Consider the following 24,965-nt stretch of genomic DNA (forward strand, 5'->3'; position numbering starts at 1 on the left):
CGGAGGCGCGGTGGTGGGAGTTGCGCCGTCCGGGACGGGCGGGGCGGGCCCATCGGATCGGTGGCGGGGACCCGCGGGCATGAACGCGCCGTCACGCGACGTTGTAGGAAGCCTGTGTAGGAAAACCCTGAGTCCAGGACAGCGAGGTTGGAGCGACTGTGCCAGCCAAGAACGGCACTGCGAAGAGTGGCCAGAACGGGGCCGGGACCCGCCTGGTGATCGTCGAGTCGCCCGCGAAGGCGAAGACGATCGCGGGTTACCTCGGCCGTGGCTACATCGTGGAGTCCAGTATCGGCCATATCCGGGACCTGCCCGGGAGCGCCTCGGAGGTGCCGGCCAAGTACAAGGGCGAGCCGTGGGCGAAGCTCGGTGTGAACGTCGAGCAGGAGTTCGAGCCGCTGTACGTCGTGAACACCGACAAGAAGCAGCAGGTTCAGAAGCTCAAGAAGCTGCTGGCGGAGGCCGACGAGCTCTTCCTCGCGACGGACGAGGACCGGGAGGGCGAGGCGATCGCCTGGCACCTCCAGGAGGTGCTGAAGCCGAAGGTGCCGGTGCACCGGATGGTCTTCAACGAGATCACCAAGGACGCGATCCGGCAGGCGGCGGCGAACCCGCGCACGCTGAACCTGCGGCTGGTGGACGCGCAGGAGACGCGGCGGATCCTGGACCGGCTGTACGGGTACGAGGTCAGTCCCGTGCTGTGGAAGAAGGTCATGCCGAAGCTGTCGGCGGGCCGGGTGCAGTCGGTGGCGACGCGGCTGGTGGTGGAGCGCGAGCGGGAGCGCATCGCGTTCGTCCCGGCGCACTACTGGGACATCGCGGCGCGGTTCGGGACGGGCAAGGACGAGGAGCCCACCTCGTTCAAGGCCGGGCTGGTGTCGGTGGACGGCAAGCGGGTCGCGCAGGGCCGCGACTTCGCGTCCGACGGCACGCTCAAGACGCGGGACGCCCTGCACCTCGACGAGGACGCCGCGCGCGCGCTGGCCGAACGGCTGCGCGGACGTCCGTACGAGGTCAAGTCGGTCGAGCGGAAGCCGTACACGCGCAAGCCGTACCCGCCCTTCCGGACGACGACGATGCAGCAGGAGGCCAGCCGCAAGCTGGGCTTCTCGGCGAAGTACGCGATGTCGGTGGCGCAGAAGCTGTACGAGAACGGCTTCATCACGTACATGCGAACCGACTCGATCACGCTGTCGGAGACGGCGATCACGGCGGCGCGGCGGCAGGCGGCGTCGCTGTTCGGCGGGGAGTACGTGCCGGACAAGCCGCGCGTGTACGCGTCGAAGGTGAAGAACGCGCAGGAGGCGCACGAGGCGATCCGTCCGGCGGGCGACACGTTCCGGACGCCGGCGGAGACGGGGCTGTCGGGCGACCAGTTCCGGCTGTACGAGCTGATCTGGAAGCGGACGATCGCGAGCCAGATGAAGGACGCGGCCGGGCAGTCGGTGTCGATCCGGGTGACCGGGGAGTCGACGCGGGGCGAGACGGCCGAGTTCGGCGCGACCGGCAAGACGATCACGTTCCACGGGTTCCTGAAGGCGTACGTGGAGAGCGCCGACGACCCGTCGACGGACCGGGACGACCAGGAGCGGCGGCTGCCGAACCTGGCGGAGGGCGACCGGCTGACGGCGGACGAGATCGGGGCCGAGGGGCACTCGACGCGCCCGCCGGCGCGGTACACCGAGGCGAGCCTGGTCAAGGAGCTGGAAGAGCGGGAGATCGGGCGCCCGTCGACGTACGCGTCGATCATCGGGACGATCCTCGACCGCGGGTACGTGTTCAAGAAGGGCACGGCGCTCGTCCCGTCGTTCCTGGCGTTCGCGGTGGTGAACCTGCTGGAGCAGCACTTCGGCAACCTGGTCGACTACGACTTCACCGCGCACATGGAGGACGGCCTCGACGAGATCGCGCGGGGGAACGCCGAGCGGGTGCCGTGGCTGAACCGGTTCTACTTCGGCGACAACGGCGCCGAGGGGCTGAAGGAGCTGGTCGGCGAGAGCGGCGACATCGACGCCAAGGGGATCAGCTCGTTCCCGGTCAAAGGCACCGACATCATGGTGCGGGTCGGGCGTTACGGGCCGTACCTGGACAGGGACGGCCAGCGGGTCAACATCCCCGAGGACATCGCGCCGGACGAGCTGACGGCGGAGAAGGCCGAGGAGCTGTTCGCGCAGCCGAGCGGTGACCGGGAGCTGGGCGTCGACCCGGAGACCGGGCACACGATCGTGGCCAAGAGCGGACGGTTCGGCCCGTACGTCACGGAGGTCCTGCCGGAGCCGCCGGCGCCGGCGGAGGGCGAGAAGAAGAAGCGCACCAAGAAGGCGGACGCGCCGAAGCCGCGGACGGGTTCGCTGTTCAAGTCGATGTCGCTCGACACGATCACCCTGGACGACGCGCTGAAGCTGCTGTCGCTGCCGAGGACGGTCGGGGAGCTGGACGGGGAGCCCGTCACGGCCCAGAACGGACGGTTCGGCCCCTACATCAAGCGGGGGACGGACAGCCGCTCGCTGGGGTCGGAGGAGGAGCTCTTCACCGTCACGCTGGAGCAGGCGAAAGAGCTGTTCGCGCAGCCGAAGCAGCGGGGCCGCCGGGCCGCCGCCGCGCCGCCGCTGCGCGAGCTCGGCAAGGACCCGGTGAGCGAGAAGCCGGTGGTCGTCAAGGAGGGCCGGTTCGGCCCGTACGTGACGGACGGCGAGACGAACGCGAGCCTGCGCAAGGGCGACGAGGTCGAGTCGATCACGATCCAGCGCGCCGCCGAGCTGCTCGCGGAGCGCCGTGAGAAGGTCGCCGCGGGGGGCGGGAAGAAGAAGGCGGCGCCCCGGAAGCGGACGTCGGCGAAGTCGTCCGCGAAGTCCTCGGCGAAGTCGGGGTCATAGCGACAAGGGCGCCGATACTCTGACGGACATGACCAGAACGGACGCCACCCGGCCGTACCCCGCCGCGCCGCAGCCGGGCGTTTCGTCGCTCTCGGAGATCGGGCCGTTCCGGCGGCTCCGGCTCGCCCTGTCGCTGTCCGCGGTCGGGCAGTGGCTGACCGTGCCCGCCCTGACGGCGTCGGCCGTCATGCTGACGCAGGACGAGGACGTCGCCGCGCGCGCGCAGGCCGTCGGCGGCGTCCTGGGGCTGCTGCTGCTCCCGGCGGTGCTCCTCGCGCCGCTGGCGGGCCTGCTCGCCGCCCGCGCGGACCGCCGCGTCGTGCTGCTCGCCGCCGACGCCCTGCGGTTCGCGCTCGTCCTGACCGTGCCGCTGCTCGACGCGCTCCCGTGGACGCTCGCCGCCGCGTTCCTGCTGGGCCTGCTGGGCCTGCTGTGGACGCCGCTCGCGCTCGCGGCCCCGCCCGCGCTCGTCCCGGACGGGCTGCCGGACGACGCGCCGGGCGGCGGGACCGCCGGGCTGCGGGCCGCCGCCCGCCGGTCGGCGCTGCGCGCCGTGTCGGCCGCCGCGCCGGCCGCCGCCGCGCTGTTCACCGTCCTCGCGCTGCTCGGCGCCGGGCTGTTCGACGGCGCCGGGGACCGCACCGACCTCGTCCTGTACGCGAACGCCGCCGTGTTCCTGCTCGGCGCCGCCGCCGTCGCGCTGATCAAGGAGGCCGCGGGCACCGGGCCGGTGCGCGTCCCGTCCCCGCTCGCGCTGATCGCCCGGGGCGGGCGCGGCGGACGGGCGGGCGCGCCGCGCGGCCTGGGCGCCGCGGTCACCGGCGCGGCCCTCGTGTCGGGGGCCGTCGTCGGCGCGGCCCGGCTGCACGCGGCCGGGCTCGGCGGCGGCGACGCCGGGTACGGCGCCGTGCTGCTCGCGCTGACCGCCGGGCTCGGCTTCGGGATCTTCCTCGGCCCGCGCGTCCTCGGCCCGTTCAGCCGCCGCCGCCTGCTGGGCCTCGCGGTCGTCGCGGGCGGGCTCGCGCTGGCCGTGGCCGCGCTGGTCGCCAACCTGCCGGTCGCGGTGTTCGCGACCGCGTTCGCGGGCGTCGCCGCGGGCGCCGCGTGGGCCTGCGGGACGTCCGTCCTGGCGGCCCCCGCCGACCCGGAGGCCCCGGAGGCGGCGGAGCCGCCGAGCCCCGCGTACCCGCGCGCCGTGGCGCTCGTCACCGCGTTCGTCGCGGTCACGGCCGTCCCGCAGCTGGCCGGGGCGATCGGCGACACCCGCCTCGACCTCGGCGGCGGCGTCTACGACCTCGCCGGGACGGCCGCCGCGCTGCTGGTCGCCGCCGTCGTCGCGCTGCTCGCGGGCCTGCTCGCGTACCGCCGCGCGGACGACCGCCGCGGCGTCCCGCTCGTCCCGGACCTGCGGGCCGCGCTGCGCGGCGAGGTGTACGTCCCGCCGGGCGAGGAGCCCGCCGAGCCGGAGGAGGCCCCGGCCGTCCGCAACCGGGGCGTGTTCATCGCGTTCGAGGGCGGCGAGGGCGCGGGCAAGACCACCCAGGCCCGGCTCGCCGCGATCTGGCTCCGCGACCACGGCTACGACGTGATCACCACGCAGGAGCCCGGCGCCACCAAGATCGGCATGCGGCTGCGCGCGATGCTGCTGGATCGCGAGACGACCGGCCTGTCGCTGCGCGCCGAGAGCCTGCTGTACGCCGCCGACCGCGCCGACCACGTCACGAACGTGATCGTCCCCGCCCTGGACCGCGGCGCGATCGTCGTCAGCGACCGGTACATCGACTCGTCCCTCGCCTACCAGGGGTTCGGCCGGGAGCAGCCGGTCGAGGACATCGCCCGCGTCAACGAGTGGGCGACCGGCGGGCTCGTCCCGGACCTGACCGTGCTGCTGGAGGTGCCGCCGCGCACCGGCCTCGCCCGGCTGTCGGCGCCCGCCGACCGCATCGAGTCCGAGCCGCAGGACTTCCACGAGCGGGTCCGCGCCGGGTTCCGGGCGCTCGCCGACGCCGACCCCGACCGCTACCTGGTGCTCGACGCGTCCCGCCCGCAGGCCGAGCTGAGCCGCGAGATCCAGTACCGCATCCGGGAGATCCTGCCCGACCCGATCCCGCTCGGCACCGAGGACGCGACGCACACGTTCCCCGCCATCAGGGACGTGTGAGCCCCGGCGGGCCCGTAGCCTTGGGGCCATGAGCGTCTGGAACGACCTGGTCGGCCAGGACCCGGTCGTCGCGCAGCTGTCCGCCGCCGCGGACGGCGCCGGCGGCGGGGCCGGCGTCGCGCACGCGTGGCTGTTCACCGGCCCGCCCGGGTCCGGGCGGTCGGCGGCGGCGCGGGCGTTCGCGGCGGCGCTGCAGTGCACCGAGGTCCCGCGCGGCTGCGGGTACTGCGCGGCGTGCCACCAGGTCCTCCAGGGGACGCACGCCGACCTGGAGGTCGTCCGCCCGTCCGGCCTGTCGTACGGGATCAAGGAGACGCGGGCGCTGGTGCTGCGGGCGGGCTCGTCGCCGAGCGTGGGCCGCTGGCAGATCGTCCTGTTCGAGGACGCCGACCGCGCCACCGAGGGCGCCGCGAACGCGCTGCTGAAGGCCATCGAGGAGCCGCCGCCGCGCACGCTGTGGCTGCTGTGCACGCCCTCCCCGGACGACCTGCTGATCACGATCCGGTCCCGCTGCCGGCTCGTGACGCTGCGGACGCCGCCGATCGACGCGGTCGCGGACGTCCTCGTCCAGCGGGACGGCGTCGACCGGGAGACCGCCGACGTCGTCGCGCGGGCCGCGCAGGGGCACATCAGCCGCGCGCGGCGGCTCGCCACCGACCCGGAGGCGCGCGCGCGGCGCGCGCAGGTGCTCGCGGTGCCGCGCCGCCTGACGTCCGTCGGCCCGGCGGCGATGGCGGCGGACGCGCTGGTGAAGGCCGCCGAGGCCGAGGCGAAGGCGACGACCGAGGAGCTGAACGAGCGGGAGACCGCGGAGCTGCGGCAGGCCCTCGGGGAGAGCGCGAAGGGCCGGATGCCGCGCGGGACGGCCGGTGCCCTCAAGGAGCTGGAGGACCGGCAGAAGTCCCGGGCGACCCGGGTGAAGCGGGACGCGCTGGACCGCGCGCTGCTCGACCTCGCCTCCTACTACCGCGACGTCCTCACCCTGCAGCTCGGCGCGGGCAGCGAGCTCGTCAACACCGAGCTGGCGCCTGAGCTGCGGACGGCCGCCGCCGGGACCCGCCCCGAGGACACCCTCCGCCGCCTCGACGCGATCATGGAGTGCCGGGAGCGGCTCGACGCGAACGTCAACCCGCTGCTCGCCGTCGAGGCCCTCACGATGGCCCTGCGCACCGGCTGACGCGCCTTTTCGCCACCGCACCGGCGGCGGAGGCAACCCGAGGGGGCCCGCGGTGTCTCTGGGACATGAACGCTGACACGGCGCTCGCCGAACCACGGGCGGGCACGACGGCGGACGCGTCCGGCGAGGACGCGTCCGCCGCGGTGACGGACCTGTACCGGGGGCACGCGCTGGGGCTGACCCGCCTCGCCCTGATCATGGTCGGGGACCGGGGCACCGCCGAGGACGTCGTCCAGGACGCCTTCGCCGGCCTGTACGCGGCCTGGCCGCGGCTCCGCGACCGCGACCGGGCGCTGGCGTACGTCCGGTCGGCCGTCCTCAACCGCTCGCGGACGGCGCTGCGGCGCCGCCGCCGCCCGTTCCGCACCCTGCACCAGCCGCCGGTGTGGTCCGCCGAGTCCGAGGCGATGATCGGCGAGGACCGCCGGGAGGTGCTGGACGCGCTGCACCGGCTGCCCCGCCGCCAGCGCGAGGCGCTCGTCCTGCGCTACTACGGCGACCTGTCCGAGGCGGAGGCCGCCGAGGCGATGAAGGTCACCGTCGGCACCGTGAAATCGACCACGTCCCGGGCGCTGGCGGCGCTCGGCCGGATCCTGGAGGGGGACAAGTGAACGGGACCGAGGAGCGCCTCAAGGACGCGCTGGACGCGGTGGCCGGGACCGTGCGGCCCGGGGACGTCCCCCCGCCGCGGTTCGCCGAGCGGCGCCGCGCCCGGACGTTCCGGCGCGTCGTCCCGATGGCGGCCGCCGCGGCGATCGCCGCCGCGGCCGGCGGCGGCGCCCTCGCGGGCGGCGCCCTCGGCGGGACGGGCGGGACGGTGCGTCCGGGCGCCGCGTCGGGGCCGTCCGCCGCGGCACCGGCGGAGCCGCACCTCACCGTGTTCCTCTGCGTCCGCACGTCCCCCGAGCCCCGCTGCGGCGGCCGGGACGCGACACCGGAGCAGAGGCGGGAGGTGAGGCGGGTCCTGTCCCGCATGGACGTCGTCGCCCGGATCGACTACGAGTCGCTGAGGGAGGCGTTCGAGCGGTTCGAGAAGCGGTTCGCCGAGTCGTCCGACTTCGCGGGCAACGCCGAGGAGGGGGACATCCCCGCCTCGTACCGCGTCTGGCTGCGCGACCCCGGCGACGAGCGGCGCACGGAGCAGAACGCCCGCATCGTGCAGGACGCCGTGCGCGGCCTCCCCGGCGTCGAGCAGGTCGTCCAGCGGGACCGGGAGTGACATCGGGCATCATGGGGGCATGCCGTACCGAGTGACCTTCGTCTGCACCGGCAACATCTGCAGGTCCCCGATGGCGGAGTCCGTCCTGCGCCACCGCGCCGAGGAGGCGGGGCTGGACGTCGAGGTCGACAGCTCCGGCACCGGCAACTGGCACGTCGGGGGCCCCGCCGACGACCGGACGGTCGCGGCGCTGCGGCGCGCCGGGTACCGGTCGGCGCACGTCGCGCGCCAGTTCGAGCCCCTCTGGTTCGCCCGGTACGACCTGATCCTCGCGCTCGACGAGGGCCATCTGCGGGCCCTGCGGTCGATGGCCCCCGACGAGGCGTCCCGCGCGAAGGTCCGGCTGCTGCGCGAGTTCGACCCGGACGCCGGCGGCGACCTCGACGTCCCCGACCCCTACTACGGGGGCCGCGCCGACTTCGACCTCGTCCTCGAGATGGTGGAGGCCGCGATGCCCGGCCTCCTCGACGAGATCCGCGCGGGCCTCAAGGCGGCCTGAGTGCCGGGCGTCCGCGACCGGCTCGAACGCCTCCTCGGGACGGACGTCGCGCGGCTGGACGACCTCGGGGCGAGCCACGCGTGGACGCTGCACCGCGCGTCCCTCGGCGACGGCCGCGACGTGTTCGTGAAGGCCCTCGCGCGGGCCGCGGACGCCCCGTCCGCCGGGGTGTTCGCGGCCGAGGCCGCCGGGCTCCGCTGGCTGGGCGGGACCGGCCCGGACGCCCCGGTCGCCGAGGTCGTCGCGGCGGACGGGCACCTGCTCGTCCTGCCGTGGCTGCCGTCCGCGCCGCCCGCCCCGGCCGCCGCCGAACGTTTCGGCCGCGAGCTCGCCGCCCTGCACACCGCGGCCCGTCCGGACGCCTACGGGGCGCCCTGGCGCGGGTTCATCGCCGACCTCCCGCTCGACAACGCGCCCGACGGCCGGCCGTGGGCCCGCTGGTACGCCGAGCGCCGCCTCGCCCCGTTCGTCCCGCTCGCGGCGCCGCACCTGGCGGACGCCGACGTCCGGCTCGTGGAGCGCGTCATCGACGGGATCGAGTCCCTCGCGGGGCCGCCGGAGCCGCCGTCCCGGATCCACGGCGACCTGTGGTCGGGCAACGTGCGGTGGACGGGCGGGCGCGCGGTGCTCATCGACCCGGCGGCGCACGGCGGGCACCGCGAGACCGACCTCGCGATGCTCGCCCTGTTCGGCGCCCCGCTCCTGGACCGGATCCTCGCCGCCTACGACGAGGCCGCACCGCTCGCGCCCGGCTGGCGCGCCCGCGTCCCCCTGCACCAGCTGCACCCCCTGCTCGTCCACGTCGCGCTGTTCGGCGCCTCGTACCGGGCGTCCCTCATGGACGCCGTCCGCGCCGCGCTCGGCGAAACCCCGAACCGGTAACTCCCCATTTCCGGCGTATCCCCCTCCGGTCCATGCGGTAGAAACGAGGGGTTCCGGCAACGAGAGGCAGGTGCGGGTCACCCCCATGGACGGCAGGCACGGGAAGCACCAGGAACCGGCGCGCGGCTCACGGCTGCGCGAGGCGTGGCGCGGGCTCCTCCCGATCGGGGTCGCGACGGGCGTGGTGCTGGTCGTCGGCGGCGGATTCGACGTGCTCGAACGGCACCAGGGCGCCGAGAAGTCGCGCAGCGCGAAGGCCGCGTCGGACGCCGAGCCGACCGTGCCCCGGTTCGTCGTCGGCGTCGCCGCGGACGGCTCCGCGCTCGTCGTCCGCGACAGCGGCACGGGCGCCGACACCGGCCCGCCCGTCGCGCCGCCGCCCGGCCGCCGCTTCACCCGCGTCGCGTCCGGCCCCGACGGCACGTACGTCGTCGCGTCGTCCGGCGGCGGGACGGTGACGTTCCAGCGCCTCGCCCTCGACGACGACGGCCGCGTCGAGGAGCTCGCCCCGCTCCCGAAGGCCGTCGCCCCGGGCGAGTCCGCCGACTGGTCCGACCTCGCCGTCGCCGCCGACGGCCGCATCGCGTACGTCACCTACGCGGGCACCCGCGGCACCGTCGCCGTCCTCGACCCGGACACCGGCGCCCGCAAGGCGTGGCCCACGACGCTGCGCGGCCGCATCGGCGGCCTGTCGTGGTCGGGCGACACGCTGGCGTTCGCCTGGACGGCGTCCGGCGCCCCCCAGATCCGGACGATCGACACCGCCGCCCCCGCGGGCGACCTCACGTCCAGCAAGGCCCTCGCGACGCTGCCGTCCGGGACGTCCGCCGCGTTCCTGCGCCCGGACGGCTCCACGATCGTCACCGGCCGCGTCCAGGACGCGAACCTCGTGCTGCAGGCGTTCACGGCGTCCGGCGAACCCGGGCAGGTCATCTGGAAGCACCCGGTCGAGGGCGACCCGGAGCTGAAGGCCCTCGACCCCGCCGAGAACGGCGCGCTGCTGGCCCTCGCCGACGACGTCCACACCCCCGCCGGCGACCCGCTCCCCGGGAAGGACCTCGCCGACGCCGCCTGGTGACGCCTAAGGTGGACGCACGGAACCGGGCGAACGGAGCGAAACCGTGGGCATGGTGATGGCAGTCAGTTTCACCAGATACGGCCGCCTCTACTACCTCGATCCCGGTCCGCACAGTCCGAAGGTCGGCGACAAGGTCCTCGTCCCCACCGACTCCGGCCACGAGGTCGCCGAGTGCGTGTGGGCCCCGCAGTGGGTCTCCGAGGACATCGACGGCCTCCCCGAGTGCGGCGGCCCCGCCACCGACGAGCACCTCGCCCGCGACGACGCGAACCGCCGCCGCCGCGCCGAGGCCCGCACCGCCGCCAAGCGCCTCGTCCGCCGCCACGACCTCCCGATGAAGGTCATCGGCGTCGACTTCCTCGACGCCGACAACGTCGTCAAGATCTACTTCACCGCCCCGCACCGCGTCGACTTCCGCGCGCTCGTCCGCGACCTGGCCCGCACCCTCAAGGCCCGCGTCGAGCTCCGCCAGGTCGGCCCCCGCGACGAGGCCCGCCTCCAGGGCGGCATCGGCCCCTGCGGCCGCGACCTCTGCTGCGCCACGTTCCTCAAGGACTTCGAGCCCGTCTCCGTCCGCATGGCCAAGGAGCAGGACCTCCCCGTCAATCCCCTCCGCATCGCCGGCGCCTGCGGCCGCCTCATGTGCTGCCTCAAGTACGAGCACCCGCTCTACATGGAGTTCAAGGAGAAGGCCCCGCGCCTCGGGTCCCGCGTCAGCACCCCGGAGGGCGAGGGCCAGGTCATCGGCTACAACGTCCCCGGCGACCGCGTCACCGTGAAGGTCGGCTCCCGCCGCTGCTCCTGCCCCTCCGCCTCCGTCTGCTCCCCCCGCCAACAACACGACGCCCACTACGCCGACCCCCAGGACGGCGAGCCCGCAGGGTGAGGCCGGGGGCGGGTTCCCACTGAGCGAGACACCGCACTGCCGCGGGGCGGCACCGTCGTGCACATTCCGGTGATCGGCACCTGCACCGGAGGGACCACGGCATGGCCGGCTGGAGTCATCGGTACGCGCGCATCAACGACCTCGACGTCCACTACGTGGAGCAGGGCGACGGCCCGCTCGTCGTCCTCCTGCACGGGTTCCCGCACCTCTGGTACAGCTGGCGGCACCAGATCGGACCGATCGCGGACGCCGGGTTCCGCGTCGTCGCCCCGGACATGCGGGGGATGGGCGGGACGAGCGGCCCCGCCGACCACCGCGCGTACGGGCCCGCGAGCATCGTCGGTGACGTCGCCGGCCTCCTCGACCACCTCGGGGAGGACAGGGCGGTGTTCAGCGGCCTCGACTTCGGCCTGTTCGCCGCGTACGACCTCGCCCACCGGCACCCGGAGCGCGTCGAGGCGCTCATCGCGCTCGAGAACCCGTTCTTCACGCCGTCGCGGGAGTCGCCGCTGACGCTCGCCGCGCGGCAGGCCGAACGGCACTTCAACCACATCCACTACTTCGCCGAGCCCGGCGCCGCCGACCGCGACCTCGCCGCCGCGCCCCGCGAGTTCCTGCGCAAGGTGTTCTACGCGCTCTCCAGCGACTACCACTACCTCGACGTGTGGAAGAAGCCGCCGGGGACGTCCTACATCGACGCCCTGCCCGAGACGCCGCCGCTGCCGTGGCCGTGGCTGACGGAGGCGGAACTGGAGTTCTACGTCGCCGAGTACAGCCGGAGCGGCTTCACCGGCGGGCTCAACTGGTACCGGGCCATGGACATCGCGTGGGAGGAGCGCAAGTCCTACGCGCCCCGGACGACCGTGCCGTACTACTTCATCGGCAGCGAGCAGGACGCCGACCTCGAGGGCTGGCACGGCGACGACCCCCTGAACCGGCTCGGCGACCACCACGCGGACGTCCGGGACGTCCGGATGATCAAAGCGGCGGGGCACATGATGCAGATGGAGAAGCCCGCGGAGACCACCGCGGCGATGCTGGAATTCCTCGCGAGGAGGGGCGCATGACCGGGAACCGGGTGGCGGTCGTCACCGGCGCCAGCCGCGGCGCCGGGAAGGGCATCGCGCTCGCCCTGGGTGCGGCCGGCATGACCGTGTACGTGACCGGACGGACGCGCGCCGAGGGCGACGCGGACCTGCCGGGCACGGTCGCCGGCACCGCCGCGGAGATCGACGGGCGCGGCGGCACCGGCGTCCCGGTGATCTGCGACCACGCCGACGACGAGCAGGTCCGGGCGCTGTTCGAGCGGGTCGAGCGGGACCACGGCGCGCTGCACGTCCTGGTCAACAACGCGTTCACCATCCCCGACGGCCTCACCCGGGACGGCCCGTTCTGGGAGAAGCCCCTCGCCCTGCAGAGCATGTTCGACGTCGGCATGCGCTCCGCGTACGTCGCGAGCTACTACGCGGCCCCGCTGCTGATCAAGAACGCCGGGGGCCTCGTGGTGAACACGTCCTCGTTCGGCGGCCGCTGCTACATGCACGGCCCCGCCTACGGCGCGGGGAAGGCCGCCGTGGACAAGATGGCGCACGACATGGCCGAGGACTTCCGGCCCTACGGCGTCGCCGTCATCTCCCTCTGGATGGGCCTGCTGAAGACCGAGCGCAACCGCGCCATGTTCGACGGCGTCCCCGAGCGGTACGAGTCGTTCGCCGCCGGCGCCGAGACGCCCGAGTTCAGCGGCCGGGTGATCGACGCCCTCGCCCGCTCGGCCGACCCGATGGCGTGGACGGGACGCGTCCTCATCGGCGCCGAACTCGGCGAGGAGCTCGGCGTCACCGACGTCGACGGGTCGCGCCCCCGTTCGCACCGCGGGATGCTGGGCGACCCGCCGACGTACGCCGCGGCCGTCGTGAAGTAGCCGTCAGGAGTTCGGCAGCGCGTACTTGAAGATCTTCTTCCACGTGCTCGTGACCTGCCGCGACAGCGGACCGGCGTGGTACGGCAGCCCGTACTTGTCGCACAGCTCCCGCACCCGCGGCGCGATCTCCGCGAGCCGGTTGCTCGGCATGTCCGGGAACAGGTGGTGCTCGATCTGGTGGCTCAGGTTGCCGGTCATCAGGTGGAAGAACCGCCCGCCGGTGATGTTCGCCGACCCCGTGAGCTGCCGCACGTACCACTCGCCGCGCGACTCGCCGTCCAGCCGGTCCTTCTCGAACATCTCGACGTCCCCGGGGAAGTGCCCGCAGAAGATGATCGTGTGCGCCCACACGTTGCGGACGACGTTCGCGGTGAAGTTCGCCGCCAGCGTCGACAGGAACTGCGGGCCGCTGAGCAGGGGGAACGCCACGTAGTCCTTGCCCCACTGGCGGCGGATCTTGCGGCCGATCTCGCGCAGCTTCCGCCGCGTCTCCTCCGGATCGTTCCGGCCCGCCCGGATCTTGTCGATCTCCAGGTCGTGCAGCGCCACCCCGTACTCGAAGAACATCGCGAGCAGCAGGTTGTAGACGGGCTGCGGGACCGCCGTCCAGTGCCACTTCTGCTCCGGGGTCACGCGCAGGATCCCGTAGCCCACGTCGTTGTCCTTGCCCACGACGTTCGTGAACGTGTGGTGCACGAAGTTGTGCGAGTGCTTCCACTGCTCGGCGGGGGACACGTTGTCCCACTCCCACGTCGTCGAATGGATCTTCGGGTCGCGCATCCAGTCCCACTGACCGTGCATGACGTTGTGCCCGATCTCCATGTTCTCGAGGATCTTCGCGACGGCGAGCGTCGCGGTCCCGGCGATCCACGCGGGCGGCAGCGACGACGCCAGCAGCATCGCCCGCCCGCCGATCTCCAGGCCCCGCTGCCAGCGGATCACCCGCCGGATGTAGGCCGCGTCGCGCTCCCCGAGGTCCGCGGTGATCTCCGCGCCGAGCGCGTCCAGCTCCCGGGCGATCGCCTCCAGGTCGGCGTCCGTCAGGTGCCCGGTGGACGAGGTCTCCGCGGTCGTCACGTTCGTGGTCATCGGCGTGCTCCTCACAGTTCGATCTCCACCGGCCCGGCGGCCGCGTTCACGCACGTCTGGACGATGTCGCCCTCGTCCCCGTGCACCCGTCCCGTGCGCAGGTCGCGCACCCGCCCCGCCGCGAGCCGCCCGACGCAGCCGTGGCAGATGCCCATCCGGCAGCCGCTCGGCAGCAGCGCGCCCGCGCCCTCCCCGGCGTCCAGCAGCGGGGTCCCGCCGTCCGCCTCGACCTCGACGCCGCTCCGCGTGAACCGGACGACCCCGCCCGCGCCGCCCGCGGCGGCCAGCACCGGACGGAACCGCTCCACCCGCAGCCGCTCCGGGACGCCGGCGTCGCGCCACAGCCCCGCGAGCCGCTCCAGCAGCCCCTCGGGGCCGCAGGCCCAGGCGTCCCGTCCGGTCCAGTCGGCGGGCAGGTCGTCCGGCCTGAACCGGCCCTCGACCTGCGTGTGCCGCTCGCGGAACCGCAGCCCCGGCAGCCGGTGCCCCAGCCGCCGCAGCTCCGCGCCGAAGATCACGTCGTCGGCCGTCCGCGCCGAATGCAGGAGCACGGCGTCCGTGCCGGGCGCCCGCTCGGCGAGGTGCCGCAGCATCGCCATCACCGGCGTGATCCCGCTGCCCGCGGTCACGAACAGCAGCCGCTCCGGCGGCTCGTCCGGCAGCACGAAGTCGCCCTCCGCCGCCCCCAGCCGGACGACCGCGCCCGGGCGGACCCGGTGCACGAGGTGGCTCGAGACGAACCCGTCCCGCGCGGCCTTCACCGTCACCGTGATCCGGCCGTCCGCGCGCGGCGGCGACGACAGCGAGAACGTCCGCCGGTGCAGCACGCCCCCGATCTCCACCCCGAGCCGGACCCACTGCCCCGGCCGGTGCCCGCGCCACGCCCGTCCGGGCCGGATCACCAGCGTCGCGGCCCCGGGGACCTCGTGCCGCACCGCCTCCACGCGCCCCCGCGGCTCGGCGGTGCTCCACAGGGGGTTGATCAGTCCCAGGTAGTCGTCCGGCAGCAGCGGCGTCGTCAGCAACCGCGCCGCCGTCGAGAGCTTGGTCACGTCGCCTCCCGAAACGGAACCTACTTAGGCGTAACCTACGGTCGCGTAACCGTCCGCGGCCGTTCAAGGTCCGGCGGCCGAAAGCGACGGGCATCACACCATCGGGAACCGTGCCATCGAGCAATGACGATGTCCGGGCGCGAAGAAGTGGCCCCGGACCTCCGGTCGACGTAGCGTAGGCACCGGCATACGAGCCGCGACGACGATACGGGGGCCGGAGTGCGGGCAGCGAAGACCATCGGCGCGACCATCGCCCTGACCCTCGCGCTGGCCACCGGCTGCGACGGCGGCTCCGACGAGGCGACGATGGCGAGCCGCGTCCCCGAGGGACTCGGCTCCTACTACGACCAGCGCCCCGACTGGCGCGACTGCGGCGGCGGCTTCCAGTGCGCGACCGTCCAGGTCCCCCTCGACTACGCCAAGCCCGACGGCGAGAAGATCGGCATCTCGGTGATCCGGCTGCCCGCCCGGAACAAGTCCGAGCGGATCGGGTCGCTCCTGACGAACCCGGGCGGCCCCGGCGGCTCCGGCATCGGCTTCGTCCGCCAGGCCGCCGCCGCGTTCGGCGCCGACCTGCGCGCCCGCTTCGACATCGTCGGCTTCGACCCCCGCGGCGTCGGCGAGAGCGGCCCCGTCCGCTGCAACACCACCGCCCAGCTCGACCGGTTCTTCGCCACCGACACGTCCCCCGACGACCCCGCCGAACGCGCGACCCTCGCCGCCCGCAGCGAGCAGTTCGCGGACGCCTGCGCCGCCAAGGCGAAGACCACCCTCCCGCACGTCGGCACCGCCGACGCCGCCCGCGACATGGACGTCCTCCGCGGGGCCCTCGGCGACGACAAGCTCACCTACTACGGCGCGTCCTACGGCACCTACCTCGGCGCCTTCTACGCCGAGCAGTTCCCGAAGAACGTCCGCGCGCTCGTCCTCGACGGCGCCGTCGACCCCCGCCTGTCCGCGACCGACATCCTGGTCGAGCAGGCGAAGGGCTTCGAGACCGCGTTCCGCGCCTTCGCCGAGAACTGCACCGCCACCCCCGGCTGCCCCCTCGGCGACACGCCCGACGCGGCCGCGAAGAACCTCGAGAAGCTCCTCGCCGAAACCGACCGCGAACCCCTCACCGCCCGCGGCGACGGCCGCGAGGTCACCGAGTCCCTCGCCACGATGGGCATCGCCACCGCCCTCTACGCCAAGGAGTACTGGCCCACCCTCCGCCAGGGCCTCACCCAGGCCGTGCAGAACCGCGACGGCACCGTCCTCCTCTCCCTCGCCGACCAGATGGTCGACCGCGAGGACGGCTCCTACAGCAACCAGACCGACGCCAACATGGCCGTCAACTGCGTCGACAAGCCCAACCCCCCGAGCGTCGACGCCTACGCGAAGGCCGTCGCGAAAGCCGAGCGCTCCGCGCCCCTCTTCGGCGAGTTCGTCGTCTGGGGCGGCCTCCCCTGCGTCTACTGGCCGGCCAAGACCGACAAGGCCCCCGCCCCCGTCGCCGCCCAGGGCGCCGCACCCATCGTCGTCATCGGCACCACCCGCGACCCCGCCACCCCCTACGCCTGGTCCGAACGCCTCGCCGACCAGCTCCAGTCGGGCGTCCTGCTGACCCTCGACGGCGACGGCCACACCGCCTACCTCCAGGCGAACCCCTGCATCAGCCGCGCCACCGACCGCTACCTCGTCACCACCGAGCCCCCGAAGACCGGAACCGTGTGCCGCTGAAAACGGGTGCGCAAGCACCCCCCGAGACCCGGTAGACTTCATCCCGCCGTGCCCGCACGGCAAGCCGCCTTAGCTCAGTCGGCAGAGCGATTCACTCGTAATGAATAGGTCATCGGTTCGATTCCGATAGGCGGCTCCACCTCAAAGCCCCCTTGCGATCATCGCAAGGGGGCTTTGCCGTCCCGGACCTACGCCGCCGCCCGTATGCCGCCTCGGTGACGGCAGCCCGAGGCGGCGCCATGCTGCCGGCTTGAACGCGGTTTTCGATACGTCGGCGATATCCGCCCGCTCTTACGATTGAGAGCATGCGTGTGCTGGTTGTCGAGGATGAGCCCTACATGGCCGAGGCCATCCGCGATGGGCTGCGCCTGGAAGCCATCGCGGCCGACATCGCCGGAGACGGCGACACCGCCCTGGAGATGCTGAGCATCAACCCCTACGACATCGCCGTCCTCGACCGCGACATCCCCGGGCCCTCCGGCGACGAGGTCGCCGAACGCATCGTCGCTTCGGGCAGCGGCATGCCGATTCTGATGCTCACCGCTGCGGACCGGCTGGACGACAAGGCCTCCGGGTTCGAGCTCGGCGCCGATGACTACCTCACCAAGCCGTTCGAGCTGCGAGAACTCGTACTGCGTCTCAGAGCTCTCGACCGCAGGCGGGCCCACAACAGGCCGCCGGTGCGGGAGCTCGCCGGCGTGCGGCTGGACCCGTTCCGCCGCGAGGTCTATCGGGACGGCCGGTACGTCGCGCTCACCCGGAAGCAGTTCGCGGTGCTCGAAGTCCTCATGGCCGCCGAAGGCGGTGTGATCAGCTCCGAAGAGCTCCTGGACCGGGCTTGGGATGAGAACGCCGACCCGTTCACGAACGCCGTGCGCATCACGGTATCCGCACTGCGCAAGCGGCTCGGCGAACCCTGGCTGATCGCCACGGTGCCCGGCGTCGGCTACCGCATCGACACGGGACCGGAAGCCGGGAGCGAGGGAGGCGAACGTGGATAGGGCGCCCGGGGTGAGCGTCCGCCTCAAGTTCACTCTCAGCTACGTCGGATTCCTCATGATCGCGGGCGCCTTGCTGCTCGCCGCCGTCTGGGCGTTCCTCCTTCGAGGAAGGTCGAACGGCCTGCATGTCCCCGATCTGTCCGACTTCAGACGCGCCTTCGACCCCAGCAATTTCGGCCCGACCGTCTTCGTCCCGGCCGCGATACTGGTGCTGGGGTTCCTGCTGGTGTTCGGTCTCGTCGGAGGGTGGATTCTCGCTGGGCGGATGCTGGTCCCGCTGACCCGCATCACTGATGCCACGCGGATGGCTGCGAGGGGGTCGCTCTCTCACCGGATCGAGTTGGAGGGGCGCAAGGACGAGTTCCGGGAGCTCGCCGACGCCTTCGACGGCATGCTCGCGCGGCTCGAAGCGCATGTCGCCGAACAGCAGCGCTTCGCAGCCAACGCTTCCCACGAGCTGCGTACTCCACTCGCGATCATGCAGACCATGCTCGACGTCGCTCGCAATGATCCGAGCCGGCAAGGCAATGAATTCGACGAACGCCTCCGCGTCGTCAACGCCCGAGCGATCGACCTGACTGAAGCACTTCTGCTGCTCAGCCGCACCGACCGGCGATCGTTCGCCCGAGAAGACGTTGATCTATCGCTCATCGCGGAAGAAGCCACCGAAACGCTCCTCCCGCTCGCCGAGAAGCATGGCGTCGTCATCGAAACCATCGGGGACATCACCCCGACCATCGGGTCCCACGCGCTCCTGCTGCAGTTGACCACGAATCTCGTGCACAACGCGATCGTGCATAACCTGCCCGAAAACGGCACTGTCGAGGTCAGGACCACTGTCGGTTCCCAGGCTGCCGTGCTCACGGTCGAGAACACCGGCGAGCAGCTCAGCCCGCACGTGGTCTCCACTTTCACCGAGCCGTTCCAGCGCGGCACCGAACGCGTCCGCAGCGACCACGTGGGTGCCGGCCTCGGTCTGGCGATCGCCGAGAGCATCACCCAAGCGCACGAGGGAACGCTCTCGCTCACCCCGCGCGCGGACGGAGGGCTCCGCGTCACGGTACGCCTACCCGCGACAGCTCGGCTGGCCGCGTAGGAAGCGGGACGAGATTTCGGCTTGGCACCCGCGTTGCTCGTAGAAACTGTGCGAGTCCGGCGGGGCATGCGGTGCGGGGCGTCCGGTTCCGTCTCGTAGCCCGGCCACGGCCGTCCCGCTCCCTACACTTGCCGCATGCCGGACACGAAGGACCTCCCCAGGTACCGCGTTCTCACTGGCCCCGACGATGAGGGTTTCTGCCGAAGGGTCAGCGAAGCACTCGATCTCGGTTACGAGCTGCACGGCTCGCCGTCGCTGACGTTCAACGGGGATCGCGTGATCGTGGCCCAGGCGCTCGTCCGACCGCAGCCTTGATGGTCTCTGCCGCCGGTTCGCCGCCAGGGTCGCCGACGGCGGACGTTCAGGCGGCGGTGGAGATCGCGGCCTTGTCGGCGGGTGACGTGGTGCGGGTGCGGGGCAGGAGCAGGTAGGTCAGGCCGAGGCCGGTGAGGCTCAGCACGGCCCCGACCAGTCCGTTCCAGCGCAGCGCGTCCGCGGCCACGAGGAACCCGCCGAGGGCGGAGCCGACGGCGGCGGCCAGGTTGAACGCGCCGACGTTGACGGAGACCGCCAGGTTCGGCGCCGTCCCGGCGTGGTGCAGGATCAGCCCCTGCAGCGGGGCGATGGTGGCGGTGGCGAGCAGACCCAGGCCGAGGACGGCGAGGACGGCGGTCGGCTGCCAGGCGGCGGCGAACGGCATGGCCGCCAGCACGCCGGTCAGGCCGCCGAACACGCCCCGCACGGTCGCGGTCATGGACTTGTCGGTCAGCTTGCCGGCGGCCAGGTTGCCCAGGAAGCTTCCGGCGCCGTAGGCGAGCAGCAGCGCGGAGACGGCGGCCGGGGAGAAGCCGGTGACGCGGATGAGCAGGGGCGCGATGTAGGTGAACACGAGGGCGACACCGGAGAGGCCGACCGCGGTGGTGGCGATGGCCAGCAGCACCGGTTTGCGGCTCACGACGCGCAGCTCGTCGCGCAGGCTCGTGGCCGGCGCCTGCTGCCGGGGGAGCACCAGGGCCAGCAACGCGACGGCAGCCAGCGTGATCGCGGTGAGCACCGCGAACGGGGCGCGCCACCCGGCGGCATGTCCCAGCAGCGACCCCAGCGGAACCCCCAGGAACGTGGCCACGGTGAAGCCGGAGGCCACGGTGGCGATCGCCGAACCGGTCTTGTGGGCGGGCACCACGCTGGTGGCCATCACCAGCGCCATCGCCAGGAACGCGGCGTGGCTGAGCGACGAGACCACCCGTCCGGCCAGCAGCATCGTGAACGTCGGGGCCAGGGCGCTGAGCGCGCTGCCGGCGGCGAACAGCAGCATCAGGCCGATCGCGAGGCCCTTGCGGGGCAGCCGCGCGGTCGCGATGGTCACCACGGGGCCGCCGATCACCACCCCCAGCGCGTAGGCGGTCACCGCCTGCCCGGCGGTGCCCTGCGAGACCCCCAGGTCCGCGCTCACCTCGGGCAGCAAGCCCGCGATCAGGTATTCGGCCGTCCCGACAACGAAGACGCTCGCGCACAAGGCCGCGAGCGTGGCGAAGCTCTTGCTCATGCCGGGACGCTAAACTCTCACATCGATGTGAGAGTCAAGTCGCCAAGGCATCGGTGGAGAGGGCCACGTGCGGATCGGTGAACTGTCCCGCAGGACCGGCGTCCATGAACGGCTGCTGCGCTACTACGAGGAGCAGCAGCTGCTTCGGCCCGAGCGGCGCCCCAGCGGCTACCGCGAATACGGCGAGGCCGACGTGGAGACCGTGCGCCGCATCCGCTGCCTGCTCGCCGCCGGGCTGGGCACCGCCACCATCGCCAAGATCCTCCCCTGCCTGCGGGACGAGGACGAGCGCTTGGTGCCGACCTGCTCCGACCTCCTCGCCGACCTGTGCAGGGAACGCGAGCGGATCACCCAGGCCATCACCGACCTGGAGATCTCCCGGGCCGCGCTCGACACCGTCATCGCCGCCGCCCCCGCCGACGTCGCCGAACGCGCGCTCGGCAAAGCGACGCCCCCGCGGTAACCGCCGCCGCGGTCTGCGGCTTCGTCCGGCCCGACCGGGGCACCGGAGATTCGGTGCAAGGCGACGACATCGACGCCCGCAGTGCAGTTCGGAGCCGGGTATCGCCGAAGGGCAGGTGACCCCGGCTCGTAGCCTCTTCCGATTACTCGGGAGGGGCTTCTTTCGCAGCCGCGTCCGTGTGGCGGGCGCGGGCTTCGCTGATCTCCGCCTCGTGGCGCACGGCCCAGTCGGCCAGCGAGGACAGCGGTTCCAGGAGCGTGCGGCCGAGCGGCGTCAGGCTGTACTCGACGCTCGGCGGCACCGTCGGGTGGACGTCGCGCCGGACGAGCCCGTCGGCCTCCAGGCCGCGCAGCGTGCGGGTCAGCATGCGCTGGCTGATGCCCTCGACGGCGCGGTGCAGCTCGTTGAAGCGGTGCGGGCGGCCGCCGAGCAGGATCACCAGGAGCATGCTCCACTTGTCGCCGATCCGCCGGAACACGTCCCCGACCGGGCACGCGGCCAGCTCGGCGGTGGGCACCGGCCGAGGCAGGTCGTGCGCCAGCACCGAGGGAACACCGGTGTGCGTACCGGACATGAAACTGCCTTCTTTCGTCCTCGGGCCGGGCGATCCATGATCGGAACCGCCGCCTTCGACCCTAAGGAGCGATTCCATGCCGGACCAGCCGTCCAAGAACGTCGTCATCAGCGGCGGCACCACCGGAATGGGACGCGCGGTCGCCCTGGAGCAGTCGGCCAGGGGCAACCACGTCACCGTGATCGGCAGCAACGAGGCGCGGGGACGCGCCCTGCTGGACGAGGCAGCCGACCCGAACATGCGGTTCCTGCGGGCGGACCTTTCCTCGATCGCCGAAAACGAAAGGGTCGTCGCGCTCATTGCCGAGCAGTACCGGGCCATTGACGCGCTCGCGTTGTTCGCCAACCGGGTCAGCCCCAAGCGGAAAGAGACCCCGGACGGGCTGGAGTCCACGTTCGCCCTCTACTACCTGAGCCGCTACCTGCTGGGCGAACGGCTCCGCCCGCTCCTCGACGCCGCTCCGGAGCCCGTGATCATCAACGTGGCGGGCGTCGGCAACACCGCGGGACGGATCCACTGGGACGATCCGCAGTTGACGCGCGGCTACCGGCAGGTGCGCGCGCAACTGCAGGCCGGCCGCGCGAACGACCTGCTCGGCGCGGCCTTCGCCGGCGAGGGGAAGAGCAAGGTCCGATACGTGCTGTACCACCCCGGATTCACGAAGAGCGGGGCCGACGGCCACCCGAGCCCGGTCGTCCGGAACGCGATCAAGCTGCTCGCGCGCTTCTTCGCCCGTCCCGTCGCCGACTCGGTCCGGCCGATCAACGGATGGATCGAGCGGCCTCCCGCGGCCCCGCTCACGGCCGTCGACCGCGGTAAGACCGTCGACCCGTCCATCGAGACCCTGGACCCCGCCGACGCCGCCCGTCTCGCCACGTACACCGCGGAACTGCTCCAGAAGGCGTCGCGGCGGGTCTGAGTTCAGGTAAGCGAGTCGCGGTCGAGGGGTCGGGCCGCGCAGGGAGCGGGTGTTCAGGGAGCGGGCTCCGGGCCGTTCTTGAGTTCGTAGCCGCGCTGCCACAGGAGGCGGGCGGCGCGGCGGGGGTCGGTCTCGCCGGGCCACCAGGACACCTCACGCCAGGTCTCGCTGTTTTCGCCGTGGGAGCGTAGGAGCGCGCCGTCGGCGTGGAGGACGAACCGTCCGAACCCGAAGCCGCGGGACGATTCCTCGTCGTACTCGTACAGCCAGTCCCAGCGGGCGACCTCGACCGCCATGGTCGCGAGCCTCCGGGGCGTCGGGTCAGCGGGCCGGTTCGAGATGATCGCCGAGGATCTTCAGGTGGGTGCCGCGGGCGGCGGCGTGCCGCTCGCGGCCCTCGTCGGTGAGGCGGACGAAGACGCCGCGGCGGTCGTCCGGGCAGATCGTGCGCTCGACCAGGCCGTGCTTCTCGAGCCGGGCGACCGTCCGCGAGAGGGCGCTCTGGCTGAGGTACATGTCGGCGGCGATGTCCTGCATCCGGCGCTTCTCGCAGTTCGCCTCGACGAGCCGGTCCAGCGTCTCGTACTCGCTCATGCTGAGGCCGTGCGCGTCCTGCAGGGCGCGGTCGAGGTTGCACGCCACGGTGTTGTAGCAGGTCGCCAGCGTGCGCCAGCGGCTGACGAGAGCGGCCTCCGACTCCATGGCGCGGATCGTACCATGCGCGCGCATTAGATGCGCCTGCACTTTATGCGTCGACATTTGATGCGCGTGCATGTACTGTCCTTCGGCGTGACCATCACTGAGACCTCACCTGCCTCCGCCGTGCGCGCTCCGGCCGAACAGACCTGGACTCCCCGGCTGTGGGGCGTCCTCGCCGTGCTGTGCGCCGTGTTGTTCCTCGACGGGCTCGACGTGTCCATGGTGGGCGTGGCGCTGCCGTCGATCGGTGCCGAACTCGGGCTGTCGACCACGTCGCTGCAGTGGATCGTGAACGGCTACGTCCTCGGATACGGCGGTCTTCTGCTGCTCGGCGGCCGCACCGCCGATCTTCTCGGCCGCCGCCGGGTCTTCCTCATCGCGCTGGCCGTCTTCGCCGTCGCGTCACTGGTGGGCGGCCTGGTCGACAACGGCGCGCTGCTCATCGTCACGCGTTTCGTGAAGGGCCTCGCGGCGGCGTTCACCGCCCCGACCGCCCTCTCGATCCTGACCACCACGTTCCACGAGGGGCCCGCCCGCAACCGGGCGCTGTCGGTGTTCTCCGTGTTCGGCGCCAGCGGCTACTCGTCCGGGCTGATCCTCGGCGGCCTGCTGACCAGCTTCGGCTGGCGCTGGACGTTCCTGACCCCCGTGCCGCTGGCCCTGCTGGCCCTCGTCGCGGGCATCGCGCTGATCCCCCGGGACCGTCCCGCCGCGGGCGGCGGCCACGACCTCGTCGGCGCGGTGACGCTGACCGGCGGGATGCTGCTCGCCGTCTACACCGTGGTGTCGGCGCCCGAACGCGGCTGGCTGGACCCGCTCACCGTCGTGTCCATCGTCGCGGCCGCGGCGCTCCTCGTCGGGTTCGTCGTCACCGAGAACCGCGTGCGGCACCCGCTGGTCCGCCTCGGGATCCTGCGCATCGGCACGATCGTCCGCGCGAACCTCAGCATCGTCGCGCTGTTCGGGTCGTACCTGAGCTTCCAGTTCATGATGACGCTGTATCTGCAGGACGTCCTGGGCTGGTCTCCCCTCGAGATGGCGCTCGGCCTTCTCCCGGGCGGCCTCATCGTCGCCTTCGGCTCCCCGTTCGTCGGCCGGCTGATCGACCGGTACGGCACCCCGCCGCTGATCATCAGCTCGATGACGTCGCTGAGCCTCGGCTACGTCTGGTTCCTCGCGACCGCGGGGAACGCTCCGCACTACACCGTCACCGTGCTGCCGACGATGATTCTGCTGGGCGGCGGATTCGCGTTCGGCTTCAGCTCGATCATGGCGCAGGCCACGGACGGCATCGACGACTCCGAACAGGGCCTCGCGTCCGGGCTCGTGCAGACGTCCGGGCAGGTCGGCGCGGCGCTGGTCCTCGCCGTCGTCACCGCCCTCGTCGCCGGCGCCGCCCACGAGGGCGGCGACTTCGGCGGCTTCCACCCGGGCGTCAACCTCGTCAGCGGCGTCGCCGTCATCGGCCTCGCCCTCAACCTGATCCCCCTGTTCCGCACGACCCGCGGACCCCGAGCCGCCCGCCCCAGCCGCCCTTGATGGGGAGGGACGAGATGCGGGTCCCGCAGGGACCCGCATCCGGTCTCTCCGGCTGTCCGGTCTTTCCGGCTGTCCGGTCTTTCCGGTCGTCCGGCGGCCCTTCGGCCTTTCTGGCCCCTTTCCGGCCGTCCGGCCCGTTCGGCCGTTTTGGCCGTGTGCGGAGTGAGGTGGACGGTTGGGGTGCGACGGTCGGGTGGTGCCGACCGTCGCGGCGAAGGTGTTATTTCGCTCGTTTCCAGAAGGGGCGGCGAGGGGTGGAGTCGGTGAGGGTTTCGAGGGCGCGGGTCCAGAGGGGCTGGACGTCCGCGTCGGGGGTTCTCGCCAGGGTGCGGAGGTCGTCGCGGAGGGCGGCGAGGGCGGTGGTGTCCTGGGACTGGGCCTCCATGCGCCGGACGATCGATTCGAGTGCGGGGAGCAGGTCGTTCAGGAGGTGGGTGCGGCGGTCGTGGGGGGTGTCGGGGACGGCGCGGAGCCGTTCCAGGGCGCGGGCGATCTCGTCCTTGATGGTGGTGCCGGAGGGGCGGCCTGCGGCGCGTCGGGAGACGGCGCGTTCGACGCCGTAGGGC

At 72.8% G+C, this 24,965-nt stretch carries 25 protein-coding genes and 1 tRNA gene; 19 read left to right on the forward strand and 7 right to left on the reverse strand.

Annotation, left to right across the window (positions count from 1 at the left end):
* The first annotated feature begins 158 nt into the window (after nt 1–158).
* The 11 genes from topA (at nt 159) to DMH08_RS20210 (ending at nt 12,699) form a co-directional block, all read left to right on the forward strand.
* A complete protein-coding gene (gene topA, locus DMH08_RS20160; protein ID WP_026403583.1) occupies nt 159–2,876 on the forward strand; it encodes a type I DNA topoisomerase in 2,718 nt (905 codons plus the stop codon).
* Nucleotides 2,877–2,904: 28 nt separating this feature from the next.
* On the forward strand, nt 2,905–5,037 hold the full coding sequence (gene tmk / locus DMH08_RS20165) for a dTMP kinase (RefSeq protein ID WP_125616935.1): 2,133 nt from the start codon (nt 2,905–2,907) through the stop codon (nt 5,035–5,037).
* 28 nt (nt 5,038–5,065) lie between these two features.
* Nucleotides 5,066–6,214 (forward strand): DNA polymerase III subunit delta', encoded by a 1,149-nt coding sequence (locus tag DMH08_RS20170; RefSeq protein WP_026403582.1) that lies wholly within the window; start codon nt 5,066–5,068, stop codon nt 6,212–6,214.
* Nucleotides 6,215–6,279: 65 nt separating this feature from the next.
* A complete protein-coding gene (locus DMH08_RS20175; protein WP_026403581.1) occupies nt 6,280–6,825 on the forward strand; it encodes a SigE family RNA polymerase sigma factor in 546 nt (181 codons plus the stop codon).
* Nucleotides 6,822–7,433, forward strand: coding sequence for a permease-like cell division protein FtsX (locus tag DMH08_RS20180; protein WP_125616938.1), 612 nt, complete (start codon nt 6,822–6,824; stop codon nt 7,431–7,433). Before DMH08_RS20175 ends, DMH08_RS20180 begins: the two co-directional genes overlap by 4 nt.
* Nucleotides 7,434–7,452: 19 nt before the next feature.
* The gene (locus DMH08_RS20185) at nt 7,453–7,932 is read left to right on the forward strand and encodes a low molecular weight protein-tyrosine-phosphatase (RefSeq protein WP_026403579.1); all 480 of its coding nucleotides are present in this window, start codon (nt 7,453–7,455) and stop codon (nt 7,930–7,932) included.
* A complete protein-coding gene (locus DMH08_RS20190) occupies nt 7,933–8,814 on the forward strand; it encodes a fructosamine kinase family protein (RefSeq protein WP_125616940.1) in 882 nt (293 codons plus the stop codon).
* A gap of 70 nt (nt 8,815–8,884) precedes the next feature.
* Nucleotides 8,885–9,892, forward strand: a complete 1,008-nt coding sequence (locus tag DMH08_RS20195) for a hypothetical protein (RefSeq protein ID WP_125616943.1) — start codon at nt 8,885–8,887, stop codon at nt 9,890–9,892.
* Nucleotides 9,893–9,941: 49 nt separating this feature from the next.
* A complete protein-coding gene (locus DMH08_RS20200) occupies nt 9,942–10,778 on the forward strand; it encodes a PSP1 domain-containing protein (RefSeq protein ID WP_199747910.1) in 837 nt (278 codons plus the stop codon).
* A 101-nt stretch (nt 10,779–10,879) separates the two neighbouring features.
* On the forward strand, nt 10,880–11,845 hold the full coding sequence (locus DMH08_RS20205; RefSeq protein ID WP_125616946.1) for an alpha/beta fold hydrolase: 966 nt from the start codon (nt 10,880–10,882) through the stop codon (nt 11,843–11,845).
* A complete protein-coding gene (locus DMH08_RS20210; RefSeq protein ID WP_051300968.1) occupies nt 11,842–12,699 on the forward strand; it encodes an SDR family NAD(P)-dependent oxidoreductase in 858 nt (285 codons plus the stop codon). The genes DMH08_RS20205 and DMH08_RS20210 overlap by 4 nt, the downstream gene beginning before the upstream one ends.
* A 3-nt stretch (nt 12,700–12,702) precedes the next feature.
* Here DMH08_RS20210 and DMH08_RS20215 read toward each other — a convergent pair whose 3' ends face one another.
* Both DMH08_RS20215 and DMH08_RS20220 read right to left on the reverse strand, forming a co-directional pair.
* Nucleotides 12,703–13,788: a fatty acid desaturase family protein gene (locus tag DMH08_RS20215; RefSeq protein ID WP_051300967.1), complete on the reverse strand. Its 1,086-nt coding sequence runs from the start codon at nt 13,786–13,788 to the stop codon at nt 12,703–12,705.
* 11 nt (nt 13,789–13,799) lie between these two features.
* Nucleotides 13,800–14,840: a ferredoxin reductase gene (locus DMH08_RS20220; protein WP_125616948.1), complete on the reverse strand. Its 1,041-nt coding sequence runs from the start codon at nt 14,838–14,840 to the stop codon at nt 13,800–13,802.
* Between the two features lie 219 nt (nt 14,841–15,059).
* Here DMH08_RS20220 and DMH08_RS20225 point away from each other — a divergent pair, with 219 nt between their 5' ends.
* From DMH08_RS20225 to DMH08_RS20245, 5 genes are all read left to right on the forward strand, one after another.
* Nucleotides 15,060–16,562, forward strand: coding sequence for an alpha/beta hydrolase (locus DMH08_RS20225; RefSeq protein WP_233617705.1), 1,503 nt, complete (start codon nt 15,060–15,062; stop codon nt 16,560–16,562).
* Between the two features lie 63 nt (nt 16,563–16,625).
* Nucleotides 16,626–16,701 (forward strand) — tRNA-Thr (locus tag DMH08_RS20230).
* Between the two features lie 166 nt (nt 16,702–16,867).
* Nucleotides 16,868–17,563, forward strand: coding sequence for a response regulator transcription factor (locus DMH08_RS20235; protein ID WP_125616951.1), 696 nt, complete (start codon nt 16,868–16,870; stop codon nt 17,561–17,563).
* Nucleotides 17,564–17,573: 10 nt separating this feature from the next.
* Entirely contained in the window at nt 17,574–18,659 is a 1,086-nt protein-coding gene (locus DMH08_RS20240) for a sensor histidine kinase (protein WP_325052935.1), read from the forward strand.
* 135 nt (nt 18,660–18,794) lie between these two features.
* Complete coding sequence (locus DMH08_RS20245) at nt 18,795–18,974, forward strand: DUF1737 domain-containing protein (RefSeq protein ID WP_125616958.1); 180 nt, start codon at nt 18,795–18,797, stop codon at nt 18,972–18,974.
* Between the two features lie 46 nt (nt 18,975–19,020).
* Here DMH08_RS20245 and DMH08_RS20250 read toward each other — a convergent pair whose 3' ends face one another.
* Nucleotides 19,021–20,205, reverse strand: a complete 1,185-nt coding sequence (locus DMH08_RS20250; protein WP_125616961.1) for an MFS transporter — start codon at nt 20,203–20,205, stop codon at nt 19,021–19,023.
* Nucleotides 20,206–20,272: 67 nt separating this feature from the next.
* Here DMH08_RS20250 and DMH08_RS20255 point away from each other — a divergent pair, with 67 nt between their 5' ends.
* Complete coding sequence (locus DMH08_RS20255; protein ID WP_125616964.1) at nt 20,273–20,668, forward strand: MerR family transcriptional regulator; 396 nt, start codon at nt 20,273–20,275, stop codon at nt 20,666–20,668.
* A gap of 142 nt (nt 20,669–20,810) precedes the next feature.
* Here the strand turns inward: DMH08_RS20255 and DMH08_RS20260 are convergent, their stop codons facing one another.
* The gene (locus DMH08_RS20260; RefSeq protein ID WP_125616968.1) at nt 20,811–21,242 is read right to left on the reverse strand and encodes a winged helix-turn-helix transcriptional regulator; all 432 of its coding nucleotides are present in this window, start codon (nt 21,240–21,242) and stop codon (nt 20,811–20,813) included.
* A 76-nt stretch (nt 21,243–21,318) separates the two neighbouring features.
* Between DMH08_RS20260 and DMH08_RS20265 the strand changes: the two genes are divergently transcribed.
* Nucleotides 21,319–22,161, forward strand: coding sequence for an SDR family NAD(P)-dependent oxidoreductase (locus tag DMH08_RS20265; RefSeq protein ID WP_125616971.1), 843 nt, complete (start codon nt 21,319–21,321; stop codon nt 22,159–22,161).
* A gap of 53 nt (nt 22,162–22,214) precedes the next feature.
* On the opposite strand, the gene DMH08_RS20270 is transcribed toward DMH08_RS20265, so the two are convergent.
* Nucleotides 22,215–22,457, reverse strand: coding sequence for a hypothetical protein (locus DMH08_RS20270; RefSeq protein WP_125616974.1), 243 nt, complete (start codon nt 22,455–22,457; stop codon nt 22,215–22,217).
* A gap of 25 nt (nt 22,458–22,482) precedes the next feature.
* Nucleotides 22,483–22,863: a MarR family winged helix-turn-helix transcriptional regulator gene (locus tag DMH08_RS20275; protein ID WP_125616977.1), complete on the reverse strand. Its 381-nt coding sequence runs from the start codon at nt 22,861–22,863 to the stop codon at nt 22,483–22,485.
* A gap of 87 nt (nt 22,864–22,950) precedes the next feature.
* On the opposite strand from DMH08_RS20275, the gene DMH08_RS20280 reads away from it, so the two are divergent.
* Complete coding sequence (locus tag DMH08_RS20280; protein WP_233617706.1) at nt 22,951–24,399, forward strand: MFS transporter; 1,449 nt, start codon at nt 22,951–22,953, stop codon at nt 24,397–24,399.
* A 220-nt stretch (nt 24,400–24,619) separates the two neighbouring features.
* Here DMH08_RS20280 and DMH08_RS40235 read toward each other — a convergent pair.
* Nucleotides 24,620–24,965 (reverse strand): hypothetical protein (locus DMH08_RS40235; protein ID WP_158642357.1); only part of this gene is annotated, 346 nt, incomplete at its 5' end.

Source organism: Actinomadura sp. WAC 06369 (assembly GCF_003947565.1).
Classification (GTDB): Bacteria; Actinomycetota; Actinomycetes; order Streptosporangiales; family Streptosporangiaceae; genus Spirillospora; species Spirillospora rifamycini.